At 68.8% G+C, this 21,563-nt stretch carries 23 protein-coding genes; 6 read left to right on the top strand and 17 right to left on the bottom strand.

The features are described from left to right. Positions 1-24: 24 nt before the first annotated feature. From cobS to cobT, 4 genes are read left to right on the top strand one after another with little or no spacing between them, the layout of a single operon-like run. Positions 25-1,029 (top strand): cobaltochelatase subunit CobS, encoded by a 1,005-nt coding sequence (gene cobS, locus ACFPMG_RS12925; protein WP_014239256.1) that lies wholly within the window; start codon positions 25-27, stop codon positions 1,027-1,029. Positions 1,030-1,059: 30 nt separating this feature from the next. Continuing rightward, the gene (locus ACFPMG_RS12920; protein ID WP_376995524.1) at positions 1,060-1,326 is read left to right on the top strand and encodes an AbrB/MazE/SpoVT family DNA-binding domain-containing protein; all 267 of its coding nucleotides are present in this window, start codon (positions 1,060-1,062) and stop codon (positions 1,324-1,326) included. Further along, the gene (locus ACFPMG_RS12915; protein ID WP_376995523.1) at positions 1,323-1,718 is read left to right on the top strand and encodes a type II toxin-antitoxin system VapC family toxin; all 396 of its coding nucleotides are present in this window, start codon (positions 1,323-1,325) and stop codon (positions 1,716-1,718) included. Before ACFPMG_RS12920 ends, ACFPMG_RS12915 begins: the two co-directional genes overlap by 4 nt. A 9-nt stretch (positions 1,719-1,727) precedes the next feature. Next, on the top strand, positions 1,728-3,593 hold the full coding sequence (cobT, locus tag ACFPMG_RS12910) for a cobaltochelatase subunit CobT (protein WP_376995522.1): 1,866 nt from the start codon (positions 1,728-1,730) through the stop codon (positions 3,591-3,593). Between the two features lie 93 nt (positions 3,594-3,686). Here the strand turns inward: cobT and ACFPMG_RS12905 are convergent, their stop codons facing one another. Further along, positions 3,687-4,199 carry an invasion associated locus B family protein gene (locus ACFPMG_RS12905; RefSeq protein ID WP_094301712.1) on the bottom strand — a complete coding sequence of 171 codons (513 nt, stop codon included), beginning with the start codon at positions 4,197-4,199 and terminating at the stop codon, positions 3,687-3,689. Between the two features lie 279 nt (positions 4,200-4,478). Here ACFPMG_RS12905 and ACFPMG_RS12900 point away from each other — a divergent pair, with 279 nt between their 5' ends. After that, complete coding sequence (locus ACFPMG_RS12900; RefSeq protein ID WP_376995521.1) at positions 4,479-5,507, top strand: Fe(3+) ABC transporter substrate-binding protein; 1,029 nt, start codon at positions 4,479-4,481, stop codon at positions 5,505-5,507. A 66-nt stretch (positions 5,508-5,573) separates the two neighbouring features. Here ACFPMG_RS12900 and ACFPMG_RS12895 read toward each other — a convergent pair whose 3' ends face one another. The 13 genes from ACFPMG_RS12895 to ihfB form a co-directional block, all read right to left on the bottom strand. Further along, positions 5,574-6,422: a pirin family protein gene (locus tag ACFPMG_RS12895; RefSeq protein ID WP_376995520.1), complete on the bottom strand. Its 849-nt coding sequence runs from the start codon at positions 6,420-6,422 to the stop codon at positions 5,574-5,576. A gap of 104 nt (positions 6,423-6,526) precedes the next feature. After that, entirely contained in the window at positions 6,527-8,251 is a 1,725-nt protein-coding gene (locus ACFPMG_RS12890) for an ABC transporter permease (RefSeq protein ID WP_376995519.1), read from the bottom strand. Positions 8,252-8,382: 131 nt separating this feature from the next. After that, the gene (gene upp, locus ACFPMG_RS12885) at positions 8,383-9,033 is read right to left on the bottom strand and encodes a uracil phosphoribosyltransferase (protein ID WP_014239248.1); all 651 of its coding nucleotides are present in this window, start codon (positions 9,031-9,033) and stop codon (positions 8,383-8,385) included. A gap of 108 nt (positions 9,034-9,141) precedes the next feature. Next, positions 9,142-10,056, bottom strand: coding sequence for a diguanylate cyclase (locus ACFPMG_RS12880; RefSeq protein ID WP_376995518.1), 915 nt, complete (start codon positions 10,054-10,056; stop codon positions 9,142-9,144). A 184-nt stretch (positions 10,057-10,240) separates the two neighbouring features. Further along, on the bottom strand, positions 10,241-10,885 hold the full coding sequence (locus ACFPMG_RS12875) for a phosphoribosylanthranilate isomerase (RefSeq protein WP_109138558.1): 645 nt from the start codon (positions 10,883-10,885) through the stop codon (positions 10,241-10,243). Between the two features lie 12 nt (positions 10,886-10,897). Beyond that, a complete protein-coding gene (gene pyrF / locus ACFPMG_RS12870) occupies positions 10,898-11,611 on the bottom strand; it encodes an orotidine-5'-phosphate decarboxylase (protein WP_376995517.1) in 714 nt (237 codons plus the stop codon). Between the two features lie 143 nt (positions 11,612-11,754). After that, a complete protein-coding gene (locus tag ACFPMG_RS12865) occupies positions 11,755-12,819 on the bottom strand; it encodes a YsnF/AvaK domain-containing protein (RefSeq protein WP_376995515.1) in 1,065 nt (354 codons plus the stop codon). A gap of 4 nt (positions 12,820-12,823) precedes the next feature. Next, on the bottom strand, positions 12,824-13,267 hold the full coding sequence (locus ACFPMG_RS12860; protein ID WP_376995514.1) for a YsnF/AvaK domain-containing protein: 444 nt from the start codon (positions 13,265-13,267) through the stop codon (positions 12,824-12,826). A gap of 17 nt (positions 13,268-13,284) precedes the next feature. After that, positions 13,285-13,425 (bottom strand): hypothetical protein, encoded by a 141-nt coding sequence (locus ACFPMG_RS12855; protein WP_175426405.1) that lies wholly within the window; start codon positions 13,423-13,425, stop codon positions 13,285-13,287. Positions 13,426-13,516: 91 nt separating this feature from the next. Continuing rightward, on the bottom strand, positions 13,517-14,629 hold the full coding sequence (locus tag ACFPMG_RS12850; RefSeq protein WP_376995513.1) for an NAD(P)/FAD-dependent oxidoreductase: 1,113 nt from the start codon (positions 14,627-14,629) through the stop codon (positions 13,517-13,519). Positions 14,630-14,643: 14 nt separating this feature from the next. After that, the gene (lhpI, locus tag ACFPMG_RS12845; RefSeq protein WP_035671081.1) at positions 14,644-15,600 is read right to left on the bottom strand and encodes a bifunctional Delta(1)-pyrroline-2-carboxylate/Delta(1)-piperideine-2-carboxylate reductase; all 957 of its coding nucleotides are present in this window, start codon (positions 15,598-15,600) and stop codon (positions 14,644-14,646) included. 88 nt (positions 15,601-15,688) lie between these two features. Further along, the gene (locus ACFPMG_RS12840) at positions 15,689-16,078 is read right to left on the bottom strand and encodes a lipopolysaccharide assembly protein LapA domain-containing protein (protein WP_035671079.1); all 390 of its coding nucleotides are present in this window, start codon (positions 16,076-16,078) and stop codon (positions 15,689-15,691) included. Between the two features lie 84 nt (positions 16,079-16,162). After that, positions 16,163-16,447, bottom strand: coding sequence for an integration host factor subunit beta (gene ihfB, locus ACFPMG_RS12835; RefSeq protein ID WP_014239239.1), 285 nt, complete (start codon positions 16,445-16,447; stop codon positions 16,163-16,165). Between the two features lie 274 nt (positions 16,448-16,721). Between ihfB and ACFPMG_RS12830 the strand changes: the two genes are divergently transcribed. After that, positions 16,722-17,540: a DUF2189 domain-containing protein gene (locus ACFPMG_RS12830; RefSeq protein ID WP_376995512.1), complete on the top strand. Its 819-nt coding sequence runs from the start codon at positions 16,722-16,724 to the stop codon at positions 17,538-17,540. Positions 17,541-17,666: 126 nt separating this feature from the next. Here ACFPMG_RS12830 and rpsA read toward each other — a convergent pair whose 3' ends face one another. The 3 genes from rpsA to aroA form a co-directional block, all read right to left on the bottom strand. Further along, on the bottom strand, positions 17,667-19,373 hold the full coding sequence (gene rpsA / locus ACFPMG_RS12825; protein WP_038525887.1) for a 30S ribosomal protein S1: 1,707 nt from the start codon (positions 19,371-19,373) through the stop codon (positions 17,667-17,669). Between the two features lie 155 nt (positions 19,374-19,528). Beyond that, positions 19,529-20,191, bottom strand: coding sequence for a (d)CMP kinase (gene cmk, locus ACFPMG_RS12820; RefSeq protein ID WP_376995511.1), 663 nt, complete (start codon positions 20,189-20,191; stop codon positions 19,529-19,531). A gap of 5 nt (positions 20,192-20,196) precedes the next feature. Continuing rightward, positions 20,197-21,534: a 3-phosphoshikimate 1-carboxyvinyltransferase gene (gene aroA / locus ACFPMG_RS12815; RefSeq protein WP_376995510.1), complete on the bottom strand. Its 1,338-nt coding sequence runs from the start codon at positions 21,532-21,534 to the stop codon at positions 20,197-20,199. Positions 21,535-21,563 lie beyond the last annotated feature (29 nt).

The following is a 21,563-nucleotide window of genomic DNA, read 5'->3' as shown; positions in this document are numbered from 1 at the left end:
ACGTTGGAACGATAAGAACCTCCCATGCCTTCTCAAGGAGCCACCCAGGCCAGCTCGGCCCTGTTCGATCACGTTCCCGACATCACCCTGTCGGTGCGTCAAGTGTTCGGCATCGACAGCGACATGCAGGTGCCGGCCTTCAGCCAGCGCACGGAGCATGTGCCGGACATCGACGAAGCCTACCGCTTCGACCGCGACACGACGCTCGCGATCCTGGCTGGCTTCGCCTACAACCGCCGCGTCATGGTCCAGGGCTATCACGGGACCGGCAAGTCCACCCACATCGAACAGGTGGCCGCGCGCCTGAACTGGCCCTGCATCCGCATCAACCTGGACAGCCACATCAGCCGCATCGACCTGATGGGCAAGGACGCCATCGTCCTGCGCGACGGCGTCCAGGTGACGGAATACCGCGAAGGCATCCTGCCCTGGGCGCTGCAGCACGCCTGCGCGCTGGTCTTCGACGAGTATGACGCGGGCCGTCCCGACGTGATGTTCGTGATCCAGCGCGTGCTGGAGGTGGAAGGCAAGCTGACCCTGCTCGACCAGAACCGCGTCATCCGCCCGCACCCGGCCTTCCGCCTGTTCGCCACGGCGAACACCGTCGGCCTGGGCGACACCACCGGTCTCTACCACGGCACGCAGCAGATCAACCAGGGCCAGATGGACCGCTGGAACATCGTGGCGACGCTGAACTACCTGCCGGTGGACGCCGAGGTGAAGATCGTCGCCTCCAAGGTGCCGGAATACGACAGCGAGGCCGGCCGCAAGACCGTGGCGTCGATGGTGCGTCTGGCCGACCTGACCCGCGCCGGCTTCATCAACGGCGACATCTCCACCGTGATGAGCCCGCGCACGGTCATCACCTGGGCGCAGAACGCCAACATCTTCAACGACATCGCCTTCGCGTTCCGGATCACCTTCCTGAACAAGTGCGACGAGGTGGAGCGGCCGACCGTCGCCGAATACTACCAGCGCTGCTTCGGCACCGAGCTGCCGGAGACGGGGGTCCAGGCCAACCTGGTGTGACGGGGGGCGGAGCCGAGGGAAAGGCCGGCAATGGGGTACATCGAGGTCGGACCGAACAGGGAATTGGCATTGCCGCAGGATCTGCGCGAGCGGCTGGGCGTGAAGCCCGGCGACCACGTCGAGCTGATCCTGCGCGACGACCGCACCGTCCTGGTCAGACCCCGCCCCCACAGTCTGGACGATCTCATCGGCAGCGGGGGCACGTTCACGCGAGCCCTGTCCCAGGAAGAAATGGACGACGCGATCCGCCGGCGCATGGCGGAACGGCACGCCGGACCACAGGACCGGACGTCGTGATCGGATTGGACACCAACGTCCTGCTTCGGCTGGTGGTGGAGGACGATCCGGACCAAGCCGCCAAGGCGCGGACCGCCGTTCGCGCCCTGGTCGCCGATGGTGAGGTTTGCTTCGTCGGCGACATCGTCCTGCGCGAGTTCGTCTGGGTCCTGGAAGGCGTCATGCGCCGGGACCGTGAGACCATCGCGCGCATCCTGGACCTCATCCTCGACAACGCGGACATCCGGGTGGAAAGCGAAACCGCCGCGCGGGCCGCCTCGGCCCTGCACCGGCAAGGCTTCGACTTTTCCGACGCTTTGCTCGGCCTCCGCAACCGGAACGCCGGCTGCGCCACCACGCTGACGTTCGACCGCAAGGCAGCCCGGCTGCCGGAATTCCAGATTTTGAGCTGACAGCCCGCCATGACCGACCGTGAAAACCCCGTCGAGGCCTTCAAGCGCTCCACCGCCGCCGCGGTGCGGGCCCTCTCCCGCCGGGCCGACGTGCAGGTGGGCTTCTCCACCGAGCCGCCCGGCGTCGCCGGCCTGCGCGTGCGCATCCCCACCCCGGCGCGCGACCTCAACCCCCACGACGTCGCGACGCTGCGCGGCGCGGCGGACGCCGTGTCGCTGCGGCTGCGCTTCCACGACAACGCCGTCCATCTCCAGCGCATGCCGCTGGGCGACAGCGCCCGCGCCGCCTACGACGCGCTGGAGCAGGCCCGATGCGAGGCGCTGGGCGCCAGCCACATGCCCGGCGTGGCCGCTAACCTGGAGGCGGCGCTGGACGAGCGCTACCACAAGCAGGGCTTCGAGCGGCTGGAGGAGCGCGAGCAGGTTCCCCTCCCCGAGGTGCTGCGCCTGATCGCCCGCGAGGCGATGACCGGCGCCGCCCCGCCCCCCGCCGCCGAGCACGCGGTCAGCCTGTGGCGCGGCTGGATCGAGGAGCGGCTGGGCAAGGACCTGCACGGGCTCGCCGGCCACATGGCCGACCAGGACGCCTACGCCCGCGCCGTGCGCAAGCTGCTGACCGAGCTGGACATGGAGGTCGGCAACGACCCCGACGAGCCGCAGGAGCCGGAGGAGGACGAGCGCGACTCCGGCGAGAACGAGAACGAGCCGAACAAGGGCCAGACCCAGGGTGAGGACGACACCCAGAGCCAGGCCGAATCGATGACCTCGCAGGAGACGCAGGAGTCCGACCAGGGCGAGCAGGCCGACGAGGGCACCGGCGAGGAGGGCGACACCGAGATGGGCCAGGGCGAGGGGGCGGAGGAGCCCGCCGGCCCCGGCCAGCCCTGGCGCCCGGAGGCCAGCCGCCGCAACGAGCCCGACCCCAACGCCTACAAGCCCTTCACCACCCAGTTCGACGAGGTGGTCGACGCCGCTGAGCTGTGCGACCCGGAGGAACTGGCCCGGCTGCGCCACATGCTGGACCAGCAGCTCGTCCATCTCCAGGGGGTGATCTCGAAGCTGGCCAACCGCCTGCAGCGCCGCCTCCTGGCCAAGCAGCAGCGGTCGTGGGAGTTCGACCTCGACGACGGCATCCTCGACGCCGCCCGTCTCGCCCGCATCGTCGTGAACCCGGTCCTTCCCCTCTCCTTCAAGAAGGAGAAGGAGATGGACTTCCGCGACACGGTGGTGTCGCTGCTGATCGACAATTCCGGCTCCATGCGCGGGCGTCCGATCTCCATCGCCGCGATGAGCGCCGACATCCTGGCCCGCACGCTGGAGCGCTGCGCGGTGAAGGTGGAGGTGCTGGGCTTCACCACCCGCGCCTGGAAGGGCGGGCAGGCGCGCGAGCACTGGATCTCTTCGGGCAAGCCCGCCAACCCCGGCCGTCTGAACGATCTGCGCCACATCATCTACAAGGACGCCGACCAGCCCTGGCGCCGCGCCCGCAAGAATCTCGGCCTGATGCTGCGCGAAGGCATCCTGAAGGAGAACATCGACGGCGAGGCGCTGATGTGGGCGCACAACCGTCTGATCGGACGGCCCGAGCAGCGGCGCATCCTGATGGTGATCTCCGACGGCGCGCCGGTGGACGACTCGACCCTGTCGGTCAACGCCGGCAACTATCTGGAGCGGCATCTGCGGCAGGTGATCGAGTACATCGAGACCCGCTCGCCGGTGGAACTGGTGGCCATCGGCATCGGCCACGACGTGACCCGCTACTACCGCCGCGCCGTCACCATCGTGGACGCCGAGCAGTTGGGCGGCACCATGATGAACAAGCTGGCCGAGCTGTTCGACGAGGACGACCGCCGGGGCCGCAGCGGCTGGCGCTGAGGCCGAAGACAGGACCGGACACGACAACAGCACAAACGACAACGGCGCGGATCACTCCGCGCCGTTTTTGTTGATGCCGTCCGGTTCGTCCGGTCACTGCAGGCTGCGCTGCATCTCTTCGAAGTTGCGCGAGAAGCCGTTCAGCGGGAAATCGATGTCGCGCTTGCCGGCGCGCAGGAAGTTCACCCGGACCAGCACCGTGGAGCCGTTGCGGAACTGGTCGACCACACGGCCCGACACGAAGTTCGGGAACATGCACATGTTGAGCGTGGCGATCTGCGTCTCGATGCGCGGCTGGCGGTCGACGCGGATGGCGCAGTTGTCGATCATGCCCTGGCTGGTCGTCAGGAACAGGTGGTAGTCGTTGCCGGTCGGGATGACGCTCAGCGCCACGAAGCCGACCTCCTTGCCGTCGTCGAACAGCCGGTAGTTCATCAGCCGGCAGACCTTGGTGTCGGTCATGCGGTCGATCTCGCAGCGGCTGGTCCAGGCGCCTTCCGGGCCGTACTCGGCGGCGGATTTGGAGAAATCGACGGCGGAGGCCGGCGTGGCGGCTAGCGCGGACAGCAGCGCCGCACCAAAAGCGAAGAGACCTGTCCAACGCATCCTGACGCTCCCCATCTGTCGTCCCGTTCGGCCGCTCGAACTCCCGCCCGACGGCGGGTATCGCGAACGGATTATAGGCATACCCCAAAGACGAACAAGCCTTTACACCTTTGGTTGGCGTCTTAGTCCCGGATGATCGTTCCGCTCCGCATCCTTTTCGAATATTGAGAACGGTTATCGTTCACGCTTGACACCCCGCCCCCCGAATGGTCAAGTCGGCGCATGAGAACGCTTCGCAATTGCGGGCGTGAACCGACAAGAATTCGGGAGTCACTGAGGATGCACATCGGATCGCGCGGCGTCTTCGCCGCCACCTTCGCCGCCACGCTGCTGACCATGACGGGTCTCGCCAGCGCCGCCGAGGTGAACATCTACTCCGCGCGCCATTACGATGTGGACAAGGACCTCTACGACGCCTTCACCAAGAAGACCGGCATCAAGATCAACGTCATCGAGGGCAAGGAAGAGGAGCTGATCGAGCGGATGAAGACCGAAGGCGGCAACAGCCCCGCCGACGTGTTCATCACCGTCGACGCCGGCCGCCTGTGGCGCGCCCAGGAGGCCGGCCTGCTCCAGCCGACCCGCTCCAAGGTCATGGAGGAGGCCATCCCGGCCCACCTGCGCGAGCCGGAAGGCCACTGGTTCGGCATTTCCAAGCGCGCCCGCATCCTGGTCTACAACAAGGCCTCGGTGAAGCCGGACGAGATCAAGACCTACGAGGAGCTGGCCGATCCGAAGTGGAAGGACCGCGTCCTTGTCCGCTCCTCGACCAGCGTCTACAACCAGTCGCTCGTCGGCTCGCTGCTCGCCGCCCATGGCGAGAAGGCGACCGAGGAGTGGGCCAAGGGCGTCGTCGCCAACATGGCGCGCAAGCCGCAGGGCGGCGACACCGACCAGATCAAGGGCGTGGCCGCCAACGAAGGCGACGTGGCCGTGACCAACACCTACTACTTCGCCCGCATCGCCTCCTCCGCCAAGCCGGAAGACAAGGCCATCGCGGACAAGCTGGGCGTGATCTTCCCCAACCAGGACGGTCGCGGCACCCATGTGAACGTCTCCGGCGCCGGCGTCATGAAGAACGCGCCGAACAAGGAGCAGGCCGTCCAGTTCCTGGAGTATCTGGTCAGCCCCGAGGCCCAGAAGATGTTCACGGAAAAGAACTACGAGTACCCGATCGTCGCCGGGGCCGAGACCGCGCCGGTGCTGGTCACCTGGGGCAAGTTCAAGGAAGACCCGCTGAACGCCGCCGTCTACGGCAAGAACAACGCCGAGGCTCTGAAGATCATGGATCGCGCCGGCTGGAAGTAAGCCACCGTCCGGCGTAGCGAAGGGGCGCGTCCCAGCGGTGGAGACGCGCCCTTTTTGTTTGTGGATTTAGAACTTGCCCTCTTCGTAGTCGCGGTAGGCCTGCATCACCTCCTCGCGGCTGTTCATGACGAAGGGGCCACCCCAGGCCACCGGCTCGCCGAGCGGCCGGCCGGAGAGCAGCAGGAAGCGCGCGCCGGACGGGCCGGCGGTGATCTCCGCCCGGTCGCCCTCGCCCAGCACCAGCACCCGCGGGCCGCCCAGCCGGACGGAGCTGCCGGGCGCCACCACCGATCCTTCGAAGACCACCAGCGCCGCCGCGTGGCCGGCGGGCACCGGCTCGGAGAAGGCTACGCCGGCCGGCAGGCTGACGTCGAAGTAGCGGGCCTCCGTCGGGCCGCTGCGCACCGGGCCGACGGTGCCGTTGCCGGTGGTGCCGGCGATCACCGTGACCGTGGTCCCGTCCTCCCGCGTCTCGACCGGGATGCGGTCGGCGGCGAACTCCTGGTAGGCGGGCTCCGACATCTTCAGCCGCCCCGGCAGGTTGATCCAGAGCTGGAAGCCTTTCATCAACCCTTCGGTCTGCTCCGGCATCTCGGAATGGATCACGCCGCGCCCCGCGGTCATCCACTGCACGCCGCCGGTCTCGATCACGCCCTCATGGCCGTGGTTGTCCCAGTGGCGCATGCGGCCGGCCAGCATGTAGGTGACCGTCTCGAAACCGCGGTGGGGGTGGTCGGGGAAGCCCGCCAGATAGTCCTGCGGCGTGTCGGACCCGAAGTAATCCAGCATCAGGAAGGGATCGAGCATGCGCAGGCGCGGCGTGCCGACCATGCGGGTCATGCGCACGCCGGCCCCGTCGGACGCTTCCATGCCTTCGACGGCGGTCAGGACGGGGCGGACGGTTTCGGCGGTCATCGGACGCTCTCCTCAGGCAACATCGCTGAGACAGAGGTATTCTTTCAGGAGCGCCGGATAAAGCCCCACCGCCGCTCAACACTGTTGCGGCGGGGACAACAGCCTCACTCGTCCGTCTGGCCGGGGCGGGAGCGGCTGATCGACAGGCTGAGCAGGATCACCGGCACGATGCCCACCGCGACGATGGCCAGCGCCCCGGTGGCGGCCTCGGTCAGCCGCTCGTCGGAGGCCAGCGTGTAGACGCGCACGGCCAGCGTGTCGAAGTTGAAGGGCCGCACGATCATCGTCGCCGGCAGCTCCTTCATCACGTCGACGAAGACCAGCAAGCCGGCGGTCAGCAGGCTGCCCCACATGATCGGCGCGTGCACCCGGATCAGCGTCCGCCCCGCCGTGTGGCCGAGCACGCGCGAGGCGAAGTCCATCGTCGGGCGGATCTTGCCCAGGCTGGCCTCGATCGTGTTGAAGGACACCGCCAGGAAGCGCACCAGATAGGCGAACAGCACCGCCGCGATGGTGCCGCTCAGCAACAGGCCCGTGGACACGCCGAAGGTCTGGCGCATGAAGGCGTCGACGGCGTTGTCGAGATGGGCGAAGGGGATCAGCACGCCGACCGCGATCACCGATCCGGGAATGGCGTAGCCCATGGCGGCGACGCGCACCGCGCCCTTCAGCAGCGGCGTCGGGCGCAGCCGCTGCCCGTAGGCCAGGACCAGCGCCAGCGACACCGCCAGCACCGCGGCCAGCGCCGCCAGCGTGAAGCTGTTGCGGGCCAGCGTCAGGAACACCGGCCCGAAGGCCTGGTCCCCGGCGGTGACGGCCATGCGGACCAACAGCCCGGCGGGCAGCAGGAAGCCAAGCAGCAGCGGCAGCCCGCAGGCCGTCATGGCGGCGGCGGCGCGCCAGCCCGTCAGCGCGTGCTTGGGCAGGCGGCGGTAGCGGGTGGTGGTGTGGTGGTAGCGGGCCTGACGGCGCGACCAGCGCTCCATCAGCACCAGCACCAGAACGAACATCATCAGCACGGCGGCCAACTGCGCCGCCGCCACCGGCTGCCCCATGGCGAACCATGTCCGGTAGATGCCGGTGACGAAGGTGTTCACGGCGAAATACTGCACCGTTCCGAAATCGGCCAGCACCTCCATCAGCACCAGCGCCAAGCCGGCGACGATGCTGGGGCGGGCCAGCGGCAGCGCCACCGTGAAGAAGCTGCGCCACGGACCGCGGCCGAGCGTACGGCTGACCTCCAGCACGCAGACGGACTGCTCCAGGAAGGCGGCGCGCGACAGCAGATAGACGTACGGGTACAGCACCAGCGTCATCATCAGCGCGGCGCCTTCGAGCGTACGGATGTCTGGAAACCAGTAATCCCGCCGCGACCAGTGGAACACCTCGCGCAGCGCGGTCTGCACCGGGCCGACGAACTGGAGCAGGTCGGTGTAGACGTACGCCATGACATAGGCCGGCACCGCCATCGGCAGCAGCAGCGCCCATTCCAGCGTACGGCTGCCGGGGAACCGGCACATGGTGACCAGCCAGGCGGTGCCCACCCCGATCACCAGCGTGCCCACCCCCACCCCGAAGACAAGGCGCACGGTGTTCAGCAGATACTCCGCCAGCACCGTGTCGACCAGATGCTGCCAAACACCGTCCGTCGGCACGAAGACGCGGCTGATCACCGCCAGCACCGGCAGGGTGACCAGCGCCGCGATCAGCAGCGTCGCCAGCGTCCAACCGCTGAAACCGATGCGTTGCCACAGGGAGGAATGGAAGCCGGCGGCCTGAACCGGGCCGCCCGGCGTCGGGCCGGGGGTTTGAAAGGTGTCCGTCGTCAAGGCCGGTTGCGCCCATAGGGATGTGTCGAACGGGAGCCCTATGGTCTCACACTGTGCGAATAACTCGCAATGACAACATGCCGCATCCCATTCCCGTGAGGGTATGACAGGGATGCGGCCGCCGTTTGTGGTTACTTGGTGCCGAACATGCGGTCGCCCGCGTCGCCCAGGCCGGGGACGATGTAGGCGTTCTCGTCCAGATGGCTGTCGAGCGAGGCGGTGAAGACCTTCACCCGCGGGTGGGCGGCGGCGAAGACGCGCATGCCCTCGGGCGCCGCAACCAGCGCCATGAAGCGGATGTTCTCGTCGTCCACGCCGTGGCGGTTGAGCACGTCGCAGGCGTGGACCGCGGAATTGCCGGTCGCCAGCATCGGGTCCACCACGATGAACAGGCGGCCCTCCGCCTCCGGCAGCTTCACCAGATACTCGTGCGGCATTTTGGTGTCGTGGTCGCGGTAGAGGCCGATGTGCCCCTCGCGCGCCGACGGCACCAGCTCGTGCAGGCCCTGGGCCATGCCGAGGCCGGCGCGCAGCACCGGCACGATGGCCAGCTTCTTGCCGGCGATGACCGGAGCGTCCATGGGCTGGAGCGGCGTGTCGATCCGCTCGGTCGTCAGGGGCAGGTCGCGGGTGATCTCATAGCCCATCAGCAGCGAAATCTCGCGCAGCAGGGTGCGGAAACCGCCGGTGGAGCGTTCCTTGGCCCGCATCAGCGTCAGCTTGTGCTGGATCAGCGGGTGGTCGAGGATGAACAGATTGGGAAATTCGGTGTGGGTGCGCATGGATCTCGTGCCGCGGCCTGTCTAGACCCCGATCCTAACCCGGCGGACCCGCTTCGGCCAAGCCGCCCTTAAGCGATCCCGCCGGATGCACCGCTCGGGAGACGAAAATCAGCGGCGGTTGGGAAGCGCCGATCGCCCCGCCGCAACCTCCGGCTGGTCGACCCCATAGCGGACCACGCGGTTGCGCCCGCTGTTCTTCGCCTGATAGAGGGCGCGGTCGGCGCAGACCACCATCTCCTCCACCGGCAGATCCTCTCCGGCCTCGACCAGCCCGAAGGAGGCGGTGACCGCGATCCGCCGCCCGTCCGGCAGCGTCACCGGGGTCCGCGCCAGTTCGCCGCGCAGCCGCTCGATGACCCGGAATCCCTCGGCGAGGCCGGTTTCCTTCAGGCAGATCAGGAACTCCTCCCCGCCCATGCGGAAGGCCTCGTCGAAGCTGCGGATGCCCCGGCTGATGGCGGCGGCGGCGGCGGCCAGGACGCGGTCGCCGATGTCGTGGCCGAAGGTGTCGTTGATGCCCTTGAAGCGGTCGATGTCACAGATGGCGATGCAGAAGGCCGGGCCGTTCCGGCGGAAGCGGTTGTGCTCGCGCTCCAACGCCTCCTGCATGCCGCGGCGGGTGCGCAGGCCGGTCAGCGGGTCCAAGCCGCTCGCCGCCGCGCCGAAGGCCCTTTCGACCCGGCGCAGATGCAGGACGAACTCCTCGAAGCGGGCGATCACCCCCTCATAGTCGGCCTCGCTCGGGCTCTCGCCGCCCGCCGCCTTCAGAAGAAGCAGCTTGGCCTTGCGGTGCATCTGCTCATGCAGGGTGACCAGCTTCTCCACAGCGGGCTGGTGGGCCAGATCGTCGGCGTTGACCGCCACGCACCACGCCGCGAAGGAGACCGGGGCCGACACCCGCTCACCCCCCTGCCCGCCGCGGAAGAAGACGGCGCGGTGCCACTGCCCGATCCATCGCAAATGCTCGTCGAGGACGAGGCCGAGGCTGTCGGATGGCGAGCGTGTGTCGGACGAGTTGGTCATCGGGCTTGCACGGCTTCCCTTCGGACACATCCATCGGTCGCGGCCGGCGGATGCCAACAGTATCGCACGAAGTCATACCCCGGGTCCGCAACCCGGTCGTGCGATTAAGTTGTGCCCATGCGCCAAAAGGGAAAGCCCCGCGGCAACATCGAATTTTATTCAAATACCTCGCCGCGACGACATGTCACAACCCGGCCACGCTGTCCAGGAAGCGGCGGATCAGTTCCGGGTCCTTGTGGCCGGGACGGTCCTCCACCCCCGACGACACGTCGAGCGCCGTGGCGCCGGTGGTCCGCACCGCTTCCGCGGCGTTCTCCGGCTTCAGCCCGCCGGACAGCATCCAGGGCTTCGGCCAGCTCCGCCCGGCGAGCAACGTCCAGTCGAAGGCGATGCCGTTGCCGCCCGGCAGGGCCGACACCTTGGCCGGCGGCTTGGCGTCGAACAGCAGACGGTCGGCGACCTCGGCGGCCTCCAGCGCGGCGGCCAGATCCTCCGGCCCGCCGACCTTGATCGCCTTCATCACCGGAATGTTGAAGGCCGCCTTCACCTCGGCGATGCGGCGCGGCGTTTCCTTGCCGTGGAGCTGGATCAGGTCGAAGGGGACCTGGCTGACCACATGCTCCAGGAAGTCGTTTTCCGGATCGACGAACAGCCCGACCGTGCGCACGCCGGTGGGGACCAGCCGCGCCAGCTCCGCCGCCATGGATGGTGCGATGGAGCGCGGGCTCGGCGGGTAGAAGACGAAGCCGACGTAGCGCGCTCCGCCGGCGACCGCGGCGTGCAACGACAGGGGCTCGGTGAGGCCGCAGATCTTCACGCTGACGGGCATGGGAACAGGTCCTTACAGTTCCGAAACGATGCGGCGGGCGGCGGCTTCCGGATCGGCGTCGCCGGTGATCGGGCGCCCGATGACCAGATGGTCCGCCCCGGCGGCCAGCGCCTCGGCTGGGGTCATGACGCGCTTCTGGTCGTTGGCGGCGGCCCAGGCGGGGCGGATGCCCGGCACCATCAGGATGAAGTCCGGGCCGCAGGCCTCGCGGATCAGCGCCACCTCGGCGGGGGAGCAGACGACGCCGTCCACCCCCGACTCCTTGGCGAGCAGCGCCAGCCGCTTCACCTGATCGGCCACCGGGACGCTCTGCCCGACGGCCTGGAGATCGGCGGCGTCCATGCTGGTCAGCACGGTGACGGCGAGGATCTTCGGACGGCCGGCGCCGGCGCTCGCCGCGGCCTCCGCCGCCGCGCGCATCATCGCCGGGCCGCCGGAGGTGTGGATGGTCAGGAAGGCCGGCTTCAGCGGCAGCGCCGCCCGGATGCCGCCCGCCACCGTGTTGGGGATGTCGTGCAGCTTGAGGTCGAGGAACAGCGGCGGGCCGTCTTCACCGATCACCGCGCGGATGCCCGCCGGGCCATGGGCGATAAAGAACTCCAGCCCCAGCTTGATCCCGCCGACCACCCCCGCGATCCGCCGGCCGAGGTCGCGGGCGGTGTCGAGGTCGGTCGTGTCGACGGCGCAGAAGATGCGCGAGGCGGGCGCGATGCTGGGCGTGCTCATGGAAAAACGGCTCTCCGGACCCTGGAAGGTGGTGATGGCGCGCAGCCTAACAAGGGCCGGCGGCAATCACCAGACTTCCGGGGCACGAAGACGCCTTATCCCTCCCGCAGGCACCCCACGGGAGGGTCGTGGGCCGCTTGAGGTCAGATCTTCCGGTCCGGGTCGCGGTCAAGTCCACGATCCACCGGACGGTCGCCGGGCATACGGTCGCGGTCCGAAGGAAGATCGGCCGGACGGTCGGCGCCGGCGCCGCGGGCGTCGTCGATCTCCACCTCGGTCCGGCGGACCGTGTCGGACACCGTCTGCGCGCGCTCCTCGGCCTCCTTGCGGATCACCACCTCCTCCCGGACCCGCGCGGTCTTTTCGACCACCGCTTCCTCGTCCGTCTCGCTCACTTCGATGGTGCGCTCCTGGAAGGCTTCGGGAGGCAGGTCGCTGATGGGGCGATCCACCGGGCGGCGTTCGACCGTCACCTTTTCATCGCGCAGGCGGACCTGTTCCTCCACCGGTGTCTCGGTCATGTAGCTGCGGACGCGGACGGACCCGCGTTCCACCTCCCGCTTGCCGACGTTCAGCCGTTCCTCGACCACGGGAATGCGCTGCTCCTCGCCCGATCCAACCGCACCGGCATGGCGGGTGGTTTCGGTGTTGCGGTCCGTGTCGGTTTCGACCCGCCCCACCGTGCCTTCGGTGTTGACGTCACGCAGGGACGCCGCGGCGGCGCCCAGGCCAGGGCTGTAGCGCGTGCGCTCCTCGGTGGCCTGGGTGTGGTCGTAATCCGTGGCGGAGGCGTCGTAACCGGTCCAGCCGGACTCCCGGTAACTCCGGCCGCGGTCGGCGATGTCCACCGGGCCATGCTGCTCGACGATGGCCAAGGCCTCGTCGCATTGCGCGTCCTCGACGCGGCCGACCAGAAGAACGCCGCCGCGGCGTATGCCCTCCGCGAAAATCTCCGCGTCGTCCCGCGTCACTCCCATGCGGGTCAGCATCGACAGGCGCTTGTCGCGAGCGTCGAAGCTCAAGTCCTGCCCGAAATCGGCGGCGTGGCGCCAGCTTTCCAGCCGGCCCTCGGTGGCGGTTCCCAGATTGGCGCTGTCGGCGCCCATCATGGTGAAGTCCTGGCGCAGGTTCCGGGCCTGCAACTCGCCAAGCACGCGTTCGGCACTGGACAGATCGTCATACAGCGCGACGATGGTTTTCCTGTTCATCAGCCTACTCCTGTGAAGGCAATGTTTCGGACCGCTGCGCGTCGGCGCGCGCGGCGTCGTCCCTGGTGACGACGGCGTCTTCGGAGCGCAACGTTTCGGTGACGCGCTCGGTGTGCCGGGTCGTCTGTTTGCGGATGTGCAGTTCTTCTTTGAGGACCAGCCGTTTCGTCACGACCAGTTCTTCTTCGAGGATCGGAACGATCAGCACGTCGCCCTCGTACCGCGGCTCCGGCGCGGCATCGACCGGGCGCCCCACCGGAACGCGAAGGACCTCCACCGCCTCGCTGGAGAGATCCTGTTCCACGGTTTCCTCACGCTCGCGGACGACCGTGGTGATCCGCAAGCGGCCGGTTTCGACCGTGCGCTTTCCGACAGACAGGGTTTCCTCGTAAAGAGGGACGGCTTCCTCGGAGACGGTCCGCTCCGGCGGTGCCCGTTCCTGTGGCATGGCCGCCGCCTCGGCGCTCAGAGGAAGATGAACAGGGCGACGAGGATCACCAGCACGACGAGCGCGATGACCCACCAGTTCATCCCGGTCGAGCCAGCCGGCGCCGTCCGGTTCCCGTCCGTGTCATAGACACCCACTTTCCGCGGTTCATCGGCCATGGGGCTTACTCCCTGTCTGTGTGGATTGGGGCGGTTTGCCTTGGTTGCCCATTTCCAACAGGGGGAACACGGCGCCGTTCCGTGCGTCCGGTCAGCGCCCAGCGGCCCAGAGGGATAGCCCGGCTGCCCGCGCCGGATCGCCGATGGTGGCGGCCAGCGCCTCGCCCAGCGCCGGGGCGAACTTGAAGCCGTGGCCGGAGCAGGCGCTCATCAGCCAGCAGCGGGCGGACAGCGGCTCGACCACGAAGCGCTCGTCGTCGGTCACCGTGTAGAAGCAGGTCGCCGCGTTGGCGAGGCTGTAGCGGTGGCCGTCCGCCAGCACCCGGCGGGCGCGGTCCAGCACGTCGCGCGCCTCGTCCGGATCGGGATCGCGCTCGGTGTCCGGGTCGCCGACGCGCGAGAAGCGGTGGTCGCCCGCCTTCATCGTCGTGCCGGCCACCGGGGGCACGACGTAGACCCCGCTTTCCCCGTCCGCGTCGATCAGCATCGGCGCCTTGGCCCAGACGCCGCGCAGCCCCTCCGGCGGCATCAGATAGGCCACGACCTGCCGCGACGGGGTCAGGCGGGCGGCGGCCTCCGGCAGCAGCTTGGTCACCCAGGCCCCGGCGGCGACCACCAGCGCATCGGCGCCGATGGTCCGGCGGTCGGCGAGCGTCACGGTGGCGCGCTCGGCGTCGATCACCGTCACGGGGGCACGCGCGTGAACCGTCACCCCCAGCGCGTTCAGATGGTGGCTGAGCAGTTCGACGATGCGCCCGGCGAGCAGCACGCCGCCCGACTCCAGATGCAGCCCCTCCGCCACCGCGTTGGCGTCGACCAGCGGGAACTCCGCGGCGATCTGCGCCGGAGTCAGGCGGCGGACGGGATGGCCCAGCGACTCCAGCACATCGACGCTGTCGGCCAGCCAGCGCCGCCCGTCCTCCGCCGAGGCGGTGCAGAGCGTGCCGCTGGGGACGAGCAGCCGTTCGCCCAGTTCGCTCCACAACCGTTCCCATGCCTGGAAGGCGGTGTCGGCCATGCGGGCGTAGCCGGCGCTGGCGCCGTAGGCGTGGCGGAACAGCCGGTGCTGGTCCACGGAGCTGCCGAAGGGGTTGGGCACCTGGCCCTGGTCGAAGACCGCGACCTCGTGCCCGGCGCGGGCCAGCGCCCAGGCCGTGCACAGCCCCATGATGCCGGCGCCGACGACGGAGATGCGGAGAGTCATGATGGAAAAACGCCTCAGCGGATCGTGTCGTTGTGGATTACCATCTCCACCGCCAGCTGGGCGGCGCAGAGGTCCTCCAGCGCGGTGCCGACCGACTTGAACAGGGTGATCTGGTCGTAGAAGCGGCGCCCGGCGCGCTGGCCGCGGGTCAGGTCATACAGATCGCCGGCGATGTCGGCGTCGGTCAGGATGCCGGCCTTCATCGGCTGCACGATGTCCCCTGCTTCCGTGCAGGCGCCCTCGCGGGTGTCCACGAAGACGCGGGAGCGGCGGATGCAGTCGTCGTCCGCCTCGCGCATCTCCGGGGTGAAGCCGCCGACGAGGTCGAGATGGGCGCCCGGCTGAAGCCACTCGCCGCGGATCAGCGGCTCCTTCGCCAGCGTGGCGCAGGAGATCACCTGGGCGCCGCGCACCGCTCCTTCCAGGTCGGCCGTGGCCTCGATGCGGAATTTCGGGCGGTGGAAGCGGCTGGCCACTTTCTTCGCCTTCTCCAGGCTGCGGCCCCAGACCAGCACATGCTTGATCGGCAGGACGGTGGCGAAGGCCTCGATCAGCTCGGGCGCCAGCGCCCCGGTGCCGACCATCAGCAACCGTTCCGAGTCGGGCCGCGCGAGGTAGGAGGCGGCGAGCGCGGAGGCCGCTGCGGTGCGCCGCTTGGTCAGGGCGGTGCCGTCCAGAACCGCCTGGGGCATCCCCGTCTTGCCGTCCATCAGCAGGTAGAGGCCCTGCACCGCCGGCAGGTCCTTCGCCCCGTTGTCGGGGAAGACGGTGACCACCTTCACGCCGATGGACTGGTTGACCTGCCATGCCGGCATCAGCAGCAGCGTGCCGTCGCTCTGGCCGTAGGTCTCCACCGTGTGGTGGTGGCGCATCGGCACCTCGACCCCGGCGCGGAAGGTCTGCCGCATGCGCTCGATCAGCATGCGGAAATGCAGGACGGACTTCAGCTCGGCTCCGGTGACGGTGCGCATCGGCGGCTCCCTCCACAGGTCCGGCAAGGCGGAACCCCCCTCCCGCCCCCCGGCCGGACGGGAGGCCGAAGGGGTTACCGGCGGGCGGTCAGTGGACCGTGGTCGCCGGCAGGGCGGCACCGGACCCGGTCACCGCGGGCAGGCCGGCGGTGCCGGACAGCGGGCGGTTCATCTCCGCCAGACGCTTCTCGGCGGCGGCGGCGCGGGCCTGCGTCTCCTTCAGCTCGCGCTCCAGGTAGGAGACGCGGTCCGAGGAGCGGCGGGCACGGCGGCGGTAGCGGCGCTGGGCGTTCCAGGCGACGACGCCGCCGGCCAGGAAGCCGATCACCAGCGCCACCAGCGTGGCGAGGTAGACCGGAACCTCCAGCGTGAAGGGCAGCGGCCAGAGCGACAGCGTGACCAGGCCACGGTTGGAAATGGCGAACAGCACCGCGGCCAGCGCGATGGGAACGGCGATGATGAGGGCGATGAAACGCACGGGTGTGGTCCTCGTATCCATGGGGGCCGGAGCAGCGCCGGGTCCGGGCCGATGACTCAGCGACGGTCTGTCAATGAACGGACATCATTCGTCGGTGTTCAAGCGCTCGCGCAACTGTTTTCCGGTCTTGAAGAAGGGGATCGCCTTTTCGCCCACCTCGACGGCTTCGCCCGTGCGCGGGTTTCGGCCGGTGCGCGCGTCGCGGCGCTTGACGGAGAAGGCGCCGAACCCGCGCAGCTCCACCCGGTCACCGCGGGCGAGCGCTTCGGAGATCTCGTCGAAGATGGTGCCGACGATCTTTTCGATGTCGCGCTGGTACAGGTGCGGATTGCGCTCCGCGAGCCGTTGAATCAGCTCTGATTTGGTCATGGCGATTCCGTTTCCCCCGGTTCGAGCGCCCTTGGACCGCGCTCCTTGACCTGCGCGCAAGCGTGCCACCGGGTCCGGTGACCGTCAAGCTAAGCCTTTCTGGCGGAACCCTTTTCCCGGCAACGCTCCGGCTTGCCCGGCGGCCGCCCCGGAAAAGGACCGAAATATGATTAATCCGCCTTACGGATTGCCTTTGAACGCACCATTTCCGATGAGTTGGTTGGCACGGTCGCCATCGCCGGACTCGGTTGCCGGATGCGGTTGGAGGTTCGCCATGACACACACTCACCACACCGGCCATCACACCGGCCCCGCCGACCCGCTGGCCGGTCTGCCCTACGCGGACCGCGTCCGCACCGTCACCGCCGCCCAGGCGCTGGGCTGGCTGCGGGCGGGCTGGATGGACCTGCGGGCGTCGGGCTGGGTCAGCCTCGCCTACGGCGCCCTGTTCGTCGCCATCGGATTCGCGCTGACCGGCGGGTTGGTCCTGGCCGGGATGGCCTATCTGATCGCGCCGATGATCGGCGCCTTCCTGCTGATCGCCCCGCTGCTGGCGCTCGGACTCTATCGGATTTCCAAGGACGTCGAGGGGGGGCGGCGGCCCAGCCTGTGGCGGGCGCTGACCGCGTGGCGGGCCAACCCCTACCACATCCTGACCGCCGGCCTGATCCTGATGCTCTATGTGATGATCTGGGCGCGGATGAACGTGGTGGCCTTCGCCCTGTTCTTCCCACACGAGGCCATCGCGCTCGATCATTTCGTGGCGCAGATGTTCAGCCTGGACGGGCTGGTCTTCACCGCCTTCATCATGGCGCTGGGCTTCGCCTTCGCCGCCTTCGCCTTCATCACCAACGTCACCGCCCTGCCGATGATGATGGACCGCCCGGTGGACGTCTTCGCCGCGGCGCTGGCCTCGGCCATGGCGGTGCTGCGCAACCCGCGCGTCATGGCGCTGTGGGCCGGGCTGATCGTGCTGGTGACCGGTGCCGGGCTGCTGACCGGCTTCCTCGGGCTGATCGTCGCCCTGCCCCTGGTCGGGCACGCGAGCTGGCACGCCTACCGCGACCTCATCAAGGAGGATGAGGAGGAGTGAGAGCGGGTTGAAAAAGGAAAAAGCCGCCGCGGGGTGACCGCGGCGGCTTTTTCGTAACCAAGTGCGAGAGGCGGGGCCCCTCCCCGGCCCTCCCCCGCTGACGCAGGGGAGGGGGAGAGAAATGCCTTACTCGTCGTTCTGCTGCTTGCGCTTCAGAGCCGCACCCAGGATGTCGCCCAGCGAGGCGCCCGAGTCGGACGAACCGTACTCGGCCATCGCCTGCTTCTCCTCCTCCATCTCGCGGGCCTTGATGGACAGCGAGATGCGGCGGGAGCCGCGGTCGATCTGGGTCACCTTCGCGTCGACCTTCTCGCCGACGGCGAAGCGGTCCGGACGCTGCTCCGAACGGTCGCGGGACAGGTCCGACTTGCGGATGAAGCCGGTGTAGCCCTCGCCGACCGTGACCTCGATGCCACCGTCGGTGACCTGGGTGACGGTGCAGGTGACGACCTCGTTCTTCTTCAGGCCGGCCGTGGCAGCCTCGAACGGATCGTTCGCGAGCTGCTTGATGCCGAGGGAGATGCGCTCCTTCTCGACGTCGACGTCCAGGACCTTGACCTTGACGCGGTCGCCCTTCTTGTACTCGGCGATGGCCTCCTCACCCGACTTGTTCCAGTCGAGGTCGGACATGTGGACCATGCCGTCGATGTCGCCCGGCAGACCGACGAACAGACCGAACTCGGTGATGTTCTTGACCTCGCCTTCCAGCTCCGTGCCCGGGCCGAACTTGTCGAGGAAGGTCTCCCACGGGTTGTCCAGGCACTGCTTGAGGCCCAGGCTGATGCGGCGCTTCTGCGGATCGACGTCCAGGACCATGACCTCGACTTCCTGAGACGTCGACACGATCTTGCCCGGATGGACGTTCTTCTTCGTCCAGGACATCTCCGACACGTGCACCAGGCCCTCGATCCCCGGCTCCAGCTCCACGAAGGCGCCGTAGTCGGTGATGTTGGTGACGCGACCCTTGAACCGCGAGCTGACCGGGTACTTGGCTTCCACGCCTTCCCACGGATCGGCTTCCAGCTGCTTCATGCCGAGGCTGATGCGCTGGGTCTCCGGGTTGAAGCGGATGACCTGGACCGTGACGGTCTGGCCGATCTGCAGAGCCTCGGACGGGTGGTTGATGCGGCGCCACGCGATGTCGGTGACGTGCAGCAGGCCGTCGACGCCACCCAGATCCACGAACGCGCCGTAGTCGGTGATGTTCTTGACCACACCCTGCAGAACCTGGCCTTCCTTGAGGTTGGCCACCAGCTCCGAACGGGCCTCGGCGCGGCTCTCTTCGAGCACGGCGCGGCGCGACACGACGATGTTGCCGCGCGAGCGGTCCATCTTCAGGATCTGGAACGGCTGCGGGGTGCCCAGCAGCGGGGAGATGTCGCGGACCGGACGGATGTCCACCTGCGAACCCGGCAGGAACGCCACGGCGCCCGACAGGTCGACGGTGAAGCCGCCCTTGACGCGGCCGAAGATGACGCCGGTGACGCGGGTCTGGTCCTGGAAGGACTTCTCCAGCAGCGCCCAGGCCTCTTCGCGCTTGGCCTTCTCACGCGACAGAACGGCTTCGCCGTTCTTGTCTTCCATGCGCTCCAGATACACCTCGACGGTGTCGCCCGCCTTCAGCTCGGGCGGCTGGCCGGCAACGGCGAATTCCTTCAGCGCGACGCGGCCTTCCGACTTCAGGCCGACGTCGATGGTGACCATGTCGTTCTCGACGGAGACGACGCGGCCCTTGACGACCGAGCCTTCGAGGGACTCGGCCGTGCCGAGCGACTCCTCGAGCAGAGCCGCAAAGCTTTCCTTCTCGCCGGTCCGGGCCATAGCTTGTGCCATTGAAACTCCTAAGGTTGGCCGAAAGCGATCCCGCCATGGTCCGTCCCGCGGCAAAACGGGCCGGCCCCCGATGGGACCACCGCGCCGGGCACCACGCCCGGCGACTTGGTTGACATATGTTCCGTTGGAGGGCCGAAGCGCCCGGACCCTGATGCTCAGACCTTGGGGCCGAAACCGGTTTTCGTTCCGATAAAGGCGGTCGCCGCTGCGAACGCCTGGTCGGCGTCGAGGGCGGAGGTATCAAGCACAAAAGCGTCGGCAGCCGGCAGGAGCGGTGCTACCGTCCTCTGGCTGTCGCGCGCGTCACGGGCCTTCATGTCCTCCAGGACGTCGGACGGTATAGCCGGAATCCCGCGTTCCCGCAACTCCTTGAGTCGCCGATCGGCCCGCACCTCCACCGAAGCGGTAACGAACAGCTTGGCATCGGCGTTCGGGCATACGACCGTTCCGACATCCCGCCCGTCCAGCACAGCCCCCGGCGCGCCGCCGGGCGGGGTGGCGGCGAAGGTCCGCTGGAAGTCGAGCAGGGCGGCCCGCACCTCCGGCACCGCCGCCACCTTGGAGGCCGCCTGCGCCGCCTCGTCGCTGCGCAGGGCCGGGTCGTTCAGGATGCCGTCGTCCGGCCGCAACGCGCGGGCGGCCTGCGCCGCGGCCGCCGCGTCCGCCGGGTCGCCGCCCGCGCGCAGGACGCCGACGCCGACCGCGCGGTAGAGCGCCCCGGTGTCGAGATGCGCGAAGCCGTAGGCTTGGGCGACCCGCTTGGACAGCGTGCCCTTGCCCGCCGCGGCGGGGCCGTCGATGGCGATGACCAGACCCATCGCCCTCACACCCCTGCGATCTTGGCGCCGACGCCGTTCATCAGGGTGACGAAGCCGGGGAAGCTGGTGTCGATGAAGGCGCCGTCGTCCACCTGCACCGGCTCTGCGCTCGCCATGCCCAGCACCAGGAAGCTCATGGCGATGCGGTGGTCCATGGCGGTGGCGACGGTGGCGCCGCCCTGCGGCGGCTTGCCGGTGCCGTAGACGGTCAGGCTGTCGTCGGCCCCGACCTCGACCTTCACGCCGCACTTGGTCAGCCCGTCGGCGACCATGGCGAGGCGGTCGCTCTCCTTCACGCGCAGTTCCTTCAGGCCGAGCATGACGGTGGTGCCCTCCGCGCAGGCGGCGGCGGCGGCGAGGATCGGATATTCGTCGATCATGCTGGGGGCGCGGTCCGCCGGGACGACGATGCCCTTGAGCGGGCCGTGCTTCACCCGCAGGTCAGCCACCGGTTCGCCCGCCTCGTCGCGGCGGTTCTCGAAGGCGATGTTCGCACCCATTTCGACCAGCGTGTCGTAGAGGCCGGTGCGGCGCGGATTCATGCCGATGCCGGGCAGCAGCAGCTCCGAGCCGGGGCGCAGCAGCGCCGCGACCACCGGGAAGGCGGCGGAGCTGGGATCGGCGGGCACGACGATCTCGCGCCCGGTCAGCTCCGGCTGGCCGACAACAGACACGGCGAGCGCGCCGTCCTCCATCCGCTCGGTCGTCACGGTGGCGCCGAAATGGCGCAGCATCAGCTCGGTGTGGTCGCGGGTCGGCTCCGCCTCGATCACGGTGGTGGTGCCGGCGGTGTTCAGACCGCAGAGGAGGATCGCCGACTTCACTTGGGCGGAGGCCACCGGCAGGCGGTAGGTGATCGGCACCGTGCGGTCGCTGCCGACCACGGCCAGCGGCAGCCGTCCGCCGGACCGACCGACGAAGCGCGCGCCCATCTGCTCAAGCGGACCGGTCACGCGGGCCATCGGGCGCTTGTTCAGCGAGGCGTCGCCGGTGAAGACGCAGGTGATCGGGTGCGACGCGACGAGCCCCATCAGCAGGCGCGCCGCCGTGCCGCTGTTGCCCATGTCGAGCACCTGCGCCGGCTCGCTCAAGCCCCCCAGACCGACGCCGCGCACGCGCCACACGCCGTCGCCGCCGCGCTCCGCCTGGGCGCCCAGCAGGCGCATGGCGGCGGCGGTGTTCAGCACGTCCTCCCCTTCCAGCAGGCCGTGGATGACGGTCTCGCCCACCGCGACGGCGCCCAGCATCAGCGACCGGTGCGAAATCGACTTGTCGCCCGGCACGCGGATGGTGCCGGCCAGCGCGCCGGTGGAGGATGAGCGAAGCGGCTTCGCCTGCAGCATGGGAGGACTCCCCAGACAAGAATGTGACC

The organism is Azospirillum himalayense (assembly GCF_042657465.1).
Classification (GTDB): Bacteria; Pseudomonadota; Alphaproteobacteria; order Azospirillales; family Azospirillaceae; genus Azospirillum; species Azospirillum himalayense.
This window is presented reverse-complemented; position numbering and strand designations above follow the sequence as displayed.

Bases quoted from the DNA above. Each gene is read 5' to 3' on its own strand.
- cobS (WP_014239256.1), top strand. From the start codon at position 25: ATGCCTTCTCAAGGAGCCACCCAGGCCAGCTCGGCCCTGTTCGATCAC.
- ACFPMG_RS12920 (WP_376995524.1), top strand. From the start codon at position 1,060: ATGGGGTACATCGAGGTCGGACCGAACAGGGAATTGGCATTGCCGCAG.
- cobT (WP_376995522.1), top strand. From the start codon at position 1,728: ATGACCGACCGTGAAAACCCCGTCGAGGCCTTCAAGCGCTCCACCGCC.
- ACFPMG_RS12905 (WP_094301712.1), bottom strand. From the start codon at position 4,199: ATGCGTTGGACAGGTCTCTTCGCTTTTGGTGCGGCGCTGCTGTCCGCG.
- ACFPMG_RS12900 (WP_376995521.1), top strand. From the start codon at position 4,479: ATGCACATCGGATCGCGCGGCGTCTTCGCCGCCACCTTCGCCGCCACG.
- ACFPMG_RS12895 (WP_376995520.1), bottom strand. From the start codon at position 6,422: ATGACCGCCGAAACCGTCCGCCCCGTCCTGACCGCCGTCGAAGGCATG.
- upp (WP_014239248.1), bottom strand. From the start codon at position 9,033: ATGCGCACCCACACCGAATTTCCCAATCTGTTCATCCTCGACCACCCG.
- ACFPMG_RS12880 (WP_376995518.1), bottom strand. From the start codon at position 10,056: ATGACCAACTCGTCCGACACACGCTCGCCATCCGACAGCCTCGGCCTC.
- ACFPMG_RS12875 (WP_109138558.1), bottom strand. From the start codon at position 10,885: ATGCCCGTCAGCGTGAAGATCTGCGGCCTCACCGAGCCCCTGTCGTTG.
- pyrF (WP_376995517.1), bottom strand. From the start codon at position 11,611: ATGAGCACGCCCAGCATCGCGCCCGCCTCGCGCATCTTCTGCGCCGTC.
- ACFPMG_RS12865 (WP_376995515.1), bottom strand. From the start codon at position 12,819: ATGAACAGGAAAACCATCGTCGCGCTGTATGACGATCTGTCCAGTGCC.
- ACFPMG_RS12860 (WP_376995514.1), bottom strand. From the start codon at position 13,267: ATGCCACAGGAACGGGCACCGCCGGAGCGGACCGTCTCCGAGGAAGCC.
- ACFPMG_RS12855 (WP_175426405.1), bottom strand. From the start codon at position 13,425: ATGGCCGATGAACCGCGGAAAGTGGGTGTCTATGACACGGACGGGAAC.
- ACFPMG_RS12850 (WP_376995513.1), bottom strand. From the start codon at position 14,629: ATGACTCTCCGCATCTCCGTCGTCGGCGCCGGCATCATGGGGCTGTGC.
- lhpI (WP_035671081.1), bottom strand. From the start codon at position 15,600: ATGCGCACCGTCACCGGAGCCGAGCTGAAGTCCGTCCTGCATTTCCGC.
- ihfB (WP_014239239.1), bottom strand. From the start codon at position 16,447: ATGACCAAATCAGAGCTGATTCAACGGCTCGCGGAGCGCAATCCGCAC.
- ACFPMG_RS12830 (WP_376995512.1), top strand. From the start codon at position 16,722: ATGACACACACTCACCACACCGGCCATCACACCGGCCCCGCCGACCCG.
- rpsA (WP_038525887.1), bottom strand. From the start codon at position 19,373: ATGGCACAAGCTATGGCCCGGACCGGCGAGAAGGAAAGCTTTGCGGCT.
- cmk (WP_376995511.1), bottom strand. From the start codon at position 20,191: ATGGGTCTGGTCATCGCCATCGACGGCCCCGCCGCGGCGGGCAAGGGC.
- aroA (WP_376995510.1), bottom strand. From the start codon at position 21,534: ATGCTGCAGGCGAAGCCGCTTCGCTCATCCTCCACCGGCGCGCTGGCC.